We start from the raw sequence: 10881 nt of genomic DNA on the forward strand, positions 1-10881 counted from the left end.
TATCCACTTCAAAGCCCTCTTTTGAATAGTTTTTAATCCCATTTTAAACCCGTTATCGCACAGATTCATTGCAGATTCCGAAAGGACTCAGAATCATCAGGAATCTTAGCAAAAGGCTCTCTTGCCCGAATGTCGGAGTAATTTCAACAAAGAAGTACGAACTCAGCACGAAAAAACGCCTGCCCTATTCGAGCAGACGTTCTATCGTATTTGCTTCCCAGAAAGCTTTGGTGGAGTGTACCATCGAGCTGCCCATATAGAGCAGGAATAAAATAGCGATGACAATCATCAGGATGCCTATCAAGGCATTGTGTTTTTCTTGCTTGAATTCTACTGAAACCATACATACCTCCTTTTTTGTACAAAAGTAAAAGCAGGTGATTACAATCCGCCTACAACGCTGTTACAAATATAGCAATTTTTCGCAAAAAGAAGATATATATTCCCCAAAAATGAAACAAAAAATGTCAAATATATTATTCAGCTACCTCCATGCGCATTTCTCATTGAACACAGCGGCTCTATCACCAGACAAGGACAATCCACATAAACTCAAGTTTCAGTTTTACCGATTTGCAAATCGACGAAGTCAAACTTGCAGGAGTTAGAGGAGTTAGAAGGAGTTATCGCCGCCAGGGCGGGCTTAGAAGTTAAAGGCCAATAGACTTGTTACTGCCCATTTTTCCTTTTGCAAGACTATCGGCTTTAACTTCCAACAGGGCAAAGCGAAGTGATAACTTCTATAACTTCTTACCTTCTAACAAAATATCGAACCCGAAACTTGAGTTAAGTATAAACTGTCTACTTGCCGACAGAAGCAGCAACTTTGACAAAGCTCTTGCCTGCCCACTTCATGCTGTACCAACGGCGCACGAAGATGGCACCACGAATGTTTTCGTCCAGCAGGAAGGCCGTCCACATGCCGCAAATGCCCCAACCCAGAGGGATGCCGAAGAGATAACCCAAGCCAACTGCCACACTCCACTGCACAACCAGCCCCACGTAGAAAGGATAGTTGACATCGCCCGCCGAGCGCAGGGCGGCAGTGGCGAAGATGTTGATGGGGCGGCCCACTTCGAGCAGAATGTCAATGAACAGAATGAGGACACCCAAGTGTATGATTTCGGGGTTGGAGGTGAGCCAGCCCAAAATGCTGTGTCCGCACAGGGCTATAACGGCGGAAAGGAGGACGGTGATGCTCACCGAGCGCTTCATGACGTACTTGCCCATGAGGAAGGCCGCGCGGGGTTTTCGTTCGCCAATCAGATGGCCGATGCAGATGGCTCCGCCCTGCGCCATGGAGATGCTGAACAGGTAGCCGAACATGACGATGTTGACACAATACGTACGCGTGGCAAGCGCCTCGACACCCAGCATGTTGATGAAATAAGTGATAACCACCTGCGAGAAGTTATACGACAACTGTTCGCCGGCGGAAGGGAGACCTATCCTCATCAGATTCTTCAGTTCCACACAGGGGAAGGGACGGAAATAGGCCAGCGGGAAACGCGAGATGTGCTTGCGGAACAGAATAATGAAAAGCAGCACCATGGCCACGCCGCGGCTGAAGGCAGTCGAAATGGCCGCACCCTCCACGCCCAACTCGGGAAACCCGAAACGGCCGAAGATGAGCGAATAGTTGCCCGCAATGTTCAGTATGTTGACCACGACGGTGACCAGCATGGGATAGATGGCCTTGTTGGCGCTGCGCAAGGAAGCGGAAAGTGTCAGGGAAAGTGCCTGAAAGAACGCGAAGGCTCCCACGATGCGCATGTAGGCCAGTCCGTCGCCCATCAGTTCCGAAGTGAGCCCCATCAGACGGAGGATAGGACCGGCACAGGCGTAAAGCAAAAGGCTGACGGTGACGCCCACCGCAAAATTGACCAGCAAAGAGACTCCCACCACCTGCACCACCTTCTTGTGCAAGCGGGCACCCAGGTACTGGGAACAGAGCACGGAAGTGCCCAGGTTGATGACTTCAAAGACCAGAAAAGTAAGTGTAATAATCTGGTTGACCAGCCCCACAGCGGCCACACTGTTGTCCGAATGACGGCTCAGCATGACGGTGTCTACCGCACCCAGCATCATGATGAGCAATGTTTCAATAAATATCGGGGCGGCCAGCTTGGCCAGCCGCCGTTTCAGACTTTCCTGTTGTATCATTCTGTTTTGTCCATAAAAAAGACGGAAAGTTGAAAGCTGAAATGGAGGGGATGTCATTTCTCCCCGCTTGTCAGCTTTCAACCTTCAGCCTCCAACTATCCACACAGGCCGAAGCCCGCTCTCTCCTGCGGTCCTTACTTGCGTAAGGCTTCCACCAGCTCGTCTACGGACATCGGCCGCTGTTCGCCGGTCTCCATGTTCTTCAGCGTCACCTTGCCTTCGTTCATTTCGTTCTCGCCCACCAGCGCCACGAAGGGAATGCCCTTGGCGTTGGCATAGCCCATCTGCTTCTTCATCTTACTGGCGTCGGGGAAGATTTCGGCACGAATGCCTGCCGCGCGCACCTTTGCCAGCGCCTGCATGGAGAAGGCGGCCTCGCGCTCGCCGAAGTTGATGAAGAGCAGCTGCGTGCCGTTCACGGCCTCCTTCGGATAGAGGTCCAGCTGGTTGAGCACGTCGAAGATGCGGTCGGCACCAAACGAGATGCCCACGCCGCTGACGCCTGCCATGCCGAATACGCCTGTCAGGTTGTCATAGCGTCCGCCGCCTGTGATGCTGCCTATCTGCACGTCCAAAGCCTTCACCTCGAAGATGGCGCCCGTGTAGTAGTTCAGGCCACGTGCCAGGGTGAGGTCCAGTTCAATCTCGTTCTTCAGGCCAAGCGCCTTCAGCGTGGAGAGGATGAACTCGCTCTCCTCCACACCCTTCAGTCCTGTCTCGCTGGCGGCCAGCACTTCCTTCAGCGTGGCCAGCTTCTCCTCGTTCGAACCGCTCAGCAGGATGATGGGCTGCAGTTTGGCGATGGCCTCGTCGCCGATGCCCTTCTCGCGCAGTTCGGCGTTCACATTGTCCAGCCCTATCTTGTCCAACTTGTCGATGGCTACGGTGATGTCCACAATCTTGTCCGCCTCGCCGATGATTTCGGCAATGCCTGAGAGAATCTTGCGGTTGTTAATCTTGATGCACACGCGGATGCCGAAACGGCTGAAAACGGTGTCGACAATCTGCATCAGTTCCACCTCGTTCAGCAGCGAATCGCTGCCCACCACGTCGGCGTCGCACTGGTAGAACTCGCGGTAGCGTCCCTTCTGCGGACGGTCGGCACGCCAGACGGGCTGAATCTGATAGCGCTTGAAGGGGAAGGTCAGTTCGTCGCGGTGCATCACCACATAGCGCGCAAAAGGTACGGTCAAGTCATAGCGCAAGCCTTTCTCGCAGAACTTGCAGGCCAGGCGGGCTGCATTGCGGCTCAGCAATTCCTCGTCCGTCAGGCCTGAAAAGTAGTCGCCCGAGTTCTGTATCTTGAACAAGAGCTTGTCGCCCTCCTCGCCATACTTGCCCATCAGCGTAGAAAGCATTTCCATGGCGGGTGTCTCTATCTGCTGGAAGCCATAGAGGTGATAAACCTCGCGAATGGTGTTGAATATATAGTTGCGCTTCGCCATCTCTACAGGCGAAAAGTCACGGGTTCCTTTCGGAATACAAGGTTTTGCTGCCATATTCGTATCGGTTACATTGATTTTCTATTTTTCGGACGGCAAAGTTACTTCATTTTATCGGAAAACACAATGTTCGGCTGCTTTTCGTCAAACATCCCCTTCCTTTTTGGATTTACCACAGAGGGACAAATAGTGGTTAGCGGTGAGCGGTTAACGGTTAGTATTACCCCAAACTCTGAACTCTAAATTCTGAACTCTGAACTCATTGGGCGGAAGCCTGAGGAGCCTCGGTGTAGTTATAAACTTTCAGGTTGGATATCCGGCTCTTGAAGGCGCCTGCCTTTTGCAGAGGGAACACCAGCGTGCGCACGTAGTTCATGGAATCCTTGCCGGCGTTGAAGTAACGCTTCCGGATGTCCATCTTCTCGACGAGACGGCCGTCTACGAAGAGCGAAGTGGAGCGGTTGTCTCCCTTGACCTGCACATTCATCTTCTCGCCCGGATAGGGACGGTAGTTGAACGTATTCAGATAGCCGTCGCGGGCAAAGCCAAACATCCCGCCCACAGGGTCGGCAAGGTAAAAGACGGCATTGTCCGAACGGAACAGCTCGGTGCCGGGCGCTTCGGGGGCTGCCTCCAGGTCGAAGCTGACGGTATAGTCATAGCCAATCTCGGGATAGGGCAATGACTCGCCTGAGCGAACTTCGGCGGCCTGGTAGACCAAGGCGGGTCCGCGTCCGATGCGTGCCAGCTGATTGACTCCCGGAGCCTCGCTCAACGAGCGGCGCAAGCGGTCAAAGTCGGCATAGGGCACGGTGACCTGCGCCCCCCACGTCTTTGCCGACAAGGTCTGCAAGGCGGGGAAAAGGCGGTGGTGGATGTCCTTGACGGAGATGCCGTTGCCCACATGGTCGTTCCACACGGCAAACATGCCTCCCAGAATGGCGGGGTCCTTCTCCTCGAAGACGGCCTTGGCCACCTGTGCGGGCGTCCAGTTGTTATAGAGGTATTCGGTGTTCAGATAGTCGTGATAATAGCCTGCCGCAGGGACGATGTAAACCAGGCCGTCGGGGATGCTGATGAGCTTGTAGCCCTGCTCCGCCATCGCCTTGGGGTCGGCATAGCCGTTATACCAGGCACTCATGATGACATTTTCCGCCTTGACAGGCGTGTCGCCCGCCGCATGGGTCAGCGCGCCCCACACGCAGGCCTGCTTGCCATAGCTCTCCACCAGGCGGATGTAGCGGTCGGTGAAGGCGCGGAACTTCTCCACCACGTCCTTCTTCTTGTTGGAATACTCGTCGGTGCCGATGTGGACACGAGGGCCGCAGAATACAGGCTCGTCGCCTTCCAGATATTCCTTGAAGAGGGCGTCCATGAACGTATAAGTCTCGGGATTGAACAAGTCCAGGTGGTCCATGCCATACTCACGGCTGCCGATTTCGGGCTTGTAGTGGGAGAAGGCCAGGGTATGGGCGGGCGCGTCTATCTCGGGGATGATCTCGACGAACTGCGAGGCGGCCTCCTTCTGGAAGTCGATGAACTCGCGCTTGGTGTAGTAGCCGTCGCGGGCTGTCAGGCCCGGATAGGTGTCGCACTCCAGGCGGAAGGCGGCGTAGGTGCGGCCCCAGTCATGGCCATAGAACTGCTTGAAACCGTTGTCGTTGAGGTGTATCTGAAGGGTATTCATCTTATAGTAGGCCATCACCTTGACCAGGTCGCGCAGATAGGGCATGGGGATGAACTTGCGGCCGCAATCCATCATGAACCCGCGCAGGGCGTAGTCGGGATAGTCGCGTATCTGTCCTCGCGGCAGGCTGCGGAGGGAGTCCTGCTCGCTGAGCTGGAGCAGGGTGCGGGTGGCCCAGTAGACACCCGCCTCGCGGGGGGCGGAGACGGTGACGCTGCGGTCTATGCGGACGGCATAGCCTTCGTCGCCCAGCTTCTTGTCGCCCTTCAGGGTCAGGAAAATGTCGCCGGGGCGGGGTTTACCCTCGTCCACGCGGAGGGCGGTGCCGAACATCTGTTCGTAGTCGGCCGCAAACGCCTCGGCCACAGCACGCAGGGAGGGCTGTCCACAGACGACGCGCATGTCGGCAGCGGGCAGGAAACGGCCTTCGGCTCCCTTCCACTCCTTCAGCTCGGGGATGACAAAGGGCTTCTCATTGCGGGCATACAGCCCCAACTGCACAGAAAGGAAAAGAACGAGGCACAGGGCACGGGCAAAAGAAAAAAAGGTGTTCATCATACAGGGAGATAGTTTAAAGTTAACAAAAAGACAACGGCGGTTGTCCAAAACGATGCAAATATACAAAAAGTAGGAAACAAAAAAAAGAGGGTGCGCCAGGAATCGGAGAAGAAAACCCTTTCTCCATCCCGGCGCGCCCTCCCACTCTATTGTCAAAACTAAAAGTGGCTGACATTTTGTAGTTTTTTAGGCACGGAATTACACGGAAATTCGCGGATTATTATTCTTCTTTCTCCGTGTTATCCGCGTAATCCGTGCCTAAAGGAAAGCAGCTTCTTATTAATTTGACGACCTTGAAGATTAGTCGCGGCGGCCCATGAAAATCATGATGTAGTAAATGAGCGTGGCCAGCGAGCCGAGGGCGGCCACCACGTAGGTGTAGGCGGCAGAGCGGAGGGCGTCTTCGGCCTTATCGTGGTTAAAGGCATTGGTGATGCCGCTGGCGCTGAGCCAAACCAGGGCGCGCTTGCTGGCGTTGATTTCCACCGGCAGGGTGACGAAGCTGAACAGCGTAGTGGTGGCAAAAAGGATGATACCGGCCAACAGCAGCCCGGGGAAAGAATTAATCAGCAAGATACCCGCCAGGAGCACCCACGTCATGATGTTGGAGGCAAACGAAACCACCGGCACCAGTTTGCTGCGCAGCGTGAGGGGGGCGTAGGCACGGGCGTGCTGGAGGGCGTGTCCGCATTCGTGGGCAGCCACGGCGGCGGCCATGATGCTGTTGCTGCTGTAGACGCTCTCGCTGAGGTTCACCGTCTTGTTGGCGGGGTTGTAGTGGTCGGTCAGGTGTCCGGGCGTGTGGGTCACCTGCACGTCGTAGATGCCGTTGTCGTTAAGCATCTTGCGTGCCACGTCGGCGCCCGTCATGCCGTTGCCCGTAGGTATCTTGGAGTACTTCTTGAACTTGCTCTGCAGGTTCATCTGCACCAGCCAGCTCACCACAGCCACACCGATAAATATAATCCATTGCAATCCTATCATTCCAGTTCCCATAATTTTGTCTTTTCGTTAAATGAATAATTAGTGTTTTAATAAAGTAAGTAACAAACAGTTTGCCAAATATAAGGGAAGATGTCCAAAACAGCATAAGATTTAACACAGATTATGGATTTTGTCGAACATTTTCCGAACAATGTACAGCAGCTTAAAACGATAAACAGCTAACAGACAAGATGTTGGGCAAACACGAATGTACACCACCCGTCCGCGGGAGCTTTTCAGAAAGCCCTTACCTTTGCGGTCGCAATCCGTTTTTACCAACAACAGCGACAATCATGACACCTAAACTCTTAACTGCCATTATTGCATTCACCGCCCTCGCTACATCCGCCCACGGATACGAGACAACGCAAACCGACAGCCTCCGAGACGACGCTTCCTCCCGATGCAGCCGGAAGGAGGCCTTCGACCGCAACTTCTCATACATGGGCCTGCCCCTCATCGTGTCCGGCCTCGTCATCAAGGAGCAGAACACCCACTTCCGCACCCTGCGCAACCGTTTCGAGCCCACCTTCCACCGCCGCTACGACGACTACACCCAATACCTGCCGCTGGCCACAGCCTGGGGACTGAAGCTGGCTGGAGTGGAGAGCCGCAGCTCGTGGGGCGAAATGGCGGTGAGCAACCTGTTTTCGGCCGCGCTGATGGCGGGCATGGTCAACTCGCTGAAGTACACCGTCAAGGAAAGGCGGCCCGACGACTCGGCCGACAACTCCTTCCCCTCGGGCCACACAGCCACGGCCTTCCTCTGCGCCACCATCCTGCACAAGGAGTATGGCGCGCGGAGCCCCTGGTACAGCATAGGCGGCTACACGCTGGCAGGACTGACGGGCATCACCCGACAGCTGAACAACCGCCACTGGATAGGCGACGTGCTGGTGGGGGCAGGCATCGGCATCCTCTCTGCCGACCTGGGCTACTTCTTCAGCGACCTGATTTTCAAGCCGGAATACACGGACAGAGGACGGGAGACGGACTTCGGCCGCTACGACGCACCTTCTTTCCTGGCTTTCAACATGGGCGCGGCCACTGGGCCAAGAAGCCTGAAGGCCGCCGAAATCTACGACCACGAACACGGCTCGTCGCTCGGCATGAGGCTGCGGACGGGGACGAGCACCGTGGTCAGCGTAGAGGGAGCCTGGTTCTTCAACACCTACGTGGGCATAGGCGGACGGCTGAAGGTATCGACCACTCCGCTGACGGCCGACATTCCTCCTGCCAATCTGAAGCGCTTCGACATGGACGGCGACCGGAAAGAAGGCGCACCTGTCAATATGTTTCTACTGAAAGGGCTGGGTTCCGACCACCTGGGCATCTTCGACGTGGACTTGGGCGTCTACCTCTCCTACCCCCTCAGCCGACGGATGCTGGTGGGCACCAAAGTGCTGATGGGCAGAAGGCTGACCGCAGACTTCAGCCTGAACTCCGTCTGCCGCATCAACCCGCAGATATTCGACCGCAACCGGGTGAGCGAAGCCGACTACAACCGCTACTACCGCGACGACGTGGAGTACTACCTCCGTCAGGAAGGTCTGACGGCAGCGGACTTGAGGGAAGCGGAGTTTGTGGACGAAGAGTTTCTGAAAATCAGGAAAAGCAGCGTACACAAGGTGGGGACGGGCGTCTGGCTGACCTACCGATACAAGAAGAATGCGGCCTTCAGGCTCTATGCGGACTATGACTTTGCCGCCCCGCGCCTGACCTACGAGCTGAAAAACTCGTGGACGGACGAGCAGGGCGAAAGGGAACTGCGCACGTACAGCCAAAGGACGGCCATGCACAACGTCACGCTGGGCGCCTCCATCGGGTTCGTGTTTTGAGCGGATTCACCACAGAGGACACAGAGTCTCACAGAGTTTTTATTTAAACGCAGATTGACGCAGATTAGCGCAGATTAGAAAACTTAAGTTTCGGATTTAATATTTCTCTGGTAGTTAAGAAGTTAAGAAGTTAAGGAGTTAAGCCAATACATTGTGAGCTGTTCGTTTTTCTATTGGCTTTTAACTTCTAAGCCCGTCTAAGACGGGCGATAACTCCTTTTAACTCCTTTAACTCCCGCAAGTTTCGGTAAAACCGAAACTTGAGTTAGAAAAATAATAATCTGTGGTCATCGGTCCCGTCTGTGTCATCTGTGTGCCAAGCCTCCACGCCGCACGGCATACTAACCACTCACCACTAACCGTTAACCGCTAACACTCACTCCAGCAGCAGCTCAATCACCGTGTCCGTATCGGTGGGCACTTCGCCCAGCAGCAGCGTGATGCCGCCGTCCACCTTCTTGAACTTCACCGGCTTCTTGTCCACAAAGGCAAAGGCACGTTTCACCTGCCTGCCCTCCAGCGGCAGGAAGAGGGCCTTGTCCTGCAAGTCGAGGATGTGGACAAAGAGGCGGTTGCCCTTCTGGGTGGTGACACCCCAGGGATGGGGAGCCACGCAGCCGCCACGGGTGCCGTAGATGGTCTCGCCATAAACCTTCATCCACTCGCCCATCTCGGCCAGGCGCTGCACGGCCACTTCGGGCAGGCATCCGTCCGGCTGCGGGCCCACGTTCATCAGCAGGTTGGCATCCTTGCCGGCCGCCTTCACCAGGTAGTGTATCAGCGTCTTGGTGGACTTATAGTTCTGGTCGGTAATCTTGTAGCCCCACATGCCGTTCATGGTCTCGCACGTCTCCAGCGGCAGGGCGCTGATGTCCTGCCCCGAGAGTCCGGCCTTGTTCTCGCCCGGCAGGTCGCGCTCGAAGATTTGGATGTCCTCGCCCTCGAAGGGCACCTGGTGGTGGTTGTTGCCTATCAGGCAGGCGGGCTGCAGCTTGTGGATGAGCGCATACTGTTCGGGCAGCTGCCAGTCGAAGTCAGGGTTCTGGTCCTGGTCCCACAGGCCGTCGAACCAGATGGCGCCAATCTCGCCGTAGTTGGTCAGCAGCTCGGTCAGCTGGTTGTTCATGAATCGGTAGTAGCTGGGCCAGTCGCCCGCGGGGTTGGGCCGGCCGGTGCCCCGTCCCGTCCTGCCCCACGGGGCATCCTCGCGATACCAGTCGATGTGCGAGTAGTAGAGGTGCAGGCGGATGCCCTGCTTGTGGCACTCGTCGGCCAGCTCCTTCAGCACGTCGCGCTTGAAGGGGGTGGCGTCCACAATGTTGTAGTCGGAATACTGGGTGTCGAACATCGAGAAGCCTTCGTGGTGGCGGGTCGTGAAGCAGATGTACTGCGCTCCCGACGCCTTGATGGCGGCCACCCACCGGGCGGCATCGAACTTGGCGGGATAGAAGCCGCCTGCCAGTTTGGCATACTCCTTATAGTTCAGGTCGTTGTTGGTCATGGTCCATTCGCCCGTGGCCAGCATGGCATACAGGCCCCAGTGGAGGAAGATGCCGAACTTCTTGTCCCTGAACTCCTGGCGCGACTTCAGGTTCTCTGCCGAAGGAGCATAATTCTGGGCACGCAGGGGGAAGGCGAGGCTGCCCAGCAGCAAAACGAAAGCTAACAGATGTGTTTTCATAAATTATCTTTTTAGTATAACAGGTCTGCAAAGTTAATGAAAGCCGGCGGAATTGCACGAGCCCAATCGGGGTGAAATATCTGCCCTCTCCAATTCCGCGTGTCGGTTTTCCGGGTTCATGAGGGGGGGGCAAGAAACGGCTTCGGGGGCTTGCAAGCATTTCCCTTTCCCCTCCCCAGCAAAGATACGTACAACCGGACGAAGAGCCAAAAACGAGGCACCGGAAACAAGTGAAAATCTGTTAAAAACAAGCGGTAGTCGCATTAAATATTGTTAACCACCTGCAAGACAGGGGGATGCGCAAGAAAAACGTGATATCCCTCTCCCGTACGGGAGCGAATGGTTCGTCCGCACATTCAGGAAACAATCCGCATTTCCGCCCGCACTTCAATAAATATATACATTCCAACATTTTTCCCCAATGACAGTAATGACAGATGACAGATGACAGTTTGTTATTTTAGGCTTTTACGCTTGGATGAAGAGGAATGTTAATTATTTTAATATTATATATATTATATATTATAT

At 55.1% G+C, this 10881-nt stretch carries 7 protein-coding genes; 1 reads left to right on the top strand and 6 read right to left on the bottom strand.

All coding sequences use genetic code 11. The features are described 5' to 3' along the window. Nucleotides 1–184 precede the first annotated feature (184 nt). The 5 genes from Q1Y74_RS04950 to Q1Y74_RS04970 form a co-directional block, all read right to left on the bottom strand. Nucleotides 185–343, bottom strand: coding sequence for a hypothetical protein (locus Q1Y74_RS04950; RefSeq protein WP_300812621.1), 159 nt, complete (start codon nucleotides 341–343; stop codon nucleotides 185–187). A 458-nt stretch (nucleotides 344–801) separates the two neighbouring features. After that, nucleotides 802–2163 (bottom strand): MATE family efflux transporter, encoded by a 1362-nt coding sequence (locus Q1Y74_RS04955; RefSeq protein WP_300812622.1) that lies wholly within the window; start codon nucleotides 2161–2163, stop codon nucleotides 802–804. Between the two features lie 134 nt (nucleotides 2164–2297). After that, nucleotides 2298–3662 (bottom strand): histidine--tRNA ligase, encoded by a 1365-nt coding sequence (gene hisS, locus Q1Y74_RS04960; RefSeq protein WP_300812623.1) that lies wholly within the window; start codon nucleotides 3660–3662, stop codon nucleotides 2298–2300. A gap of 202 nt (nucleotides 3663–3864) precedes the next feature. Continuing rightward, nucleotides 3865–5850 carry a family 20 glycosylhydrolase gene (locus Q1Y74_RS04965; protein ID WP_300812625.1) on the bottom strand — a complete coding sequence of 662 codons (1986 nt, stop codon included), beginning with the start codon at nucleotides 5848–5850 and terminating at the stop codon, nucleotides 3865–3867. A gap of 300 nt (nucleotides 5851–6150) precedes the next feature. Then, nucleotides 6151–6846: a zinc metallopeptidase gene (locus tag Q1Y74_RS04970; protein ID WP_300812626.1), complete on the bottom strand. Its 696-nt coding sequence runs from the start codon at nucleotides 6844–6846 to the stop codon at nucleotides 6151–6153. A gap of 281 nt (nucleotides 6847–7127) precedes the next feature. On the opposite strand from Q1Y74_RS04970, the gene Q1Y74_RS04975 reads away from it, so the two are divergent. Beyond that, the gene (locus Q1Y74_RS04975) at nucleotides 7128–8672 is read left to right on the top strand and encodes a phosphatase PAP2 family protein (protein WP_300812627.1); all 1545 of its coding nucleotides are present in this window, start codon (nucleotides 7128–7130) and stop codon (nucleotides 8670–8672) included. A gap of 376 nt (nucleotides 8673–9048) precedes the next feature. Here Q1Y74_RS04975 and Q1Y74_RS04980 read toward each other — a convergent pair whose 3' ends face one another. Further along, complete coding sequence (locus Q1Y74_RS04980) at nucleotides 9049–10353, bottom strand: alpha-L-fucosidase (protein WP_300812628.1); 1305 nt, start codon at nucleotides 10351–10353, stop codon at nucleotides 9049–9051. Between the last annotated feature and the right edge of the window lie 528 nt (nucleotides 10354–10881).

Source organism: uncultured Bacteroides sp. (genome assembly GCF_949298305.1).
Lineage (GTDB): Bacteria > Bacteroidota > Bacteroidia > Bacteroidales > Bacteroidaceae > Bacteroides.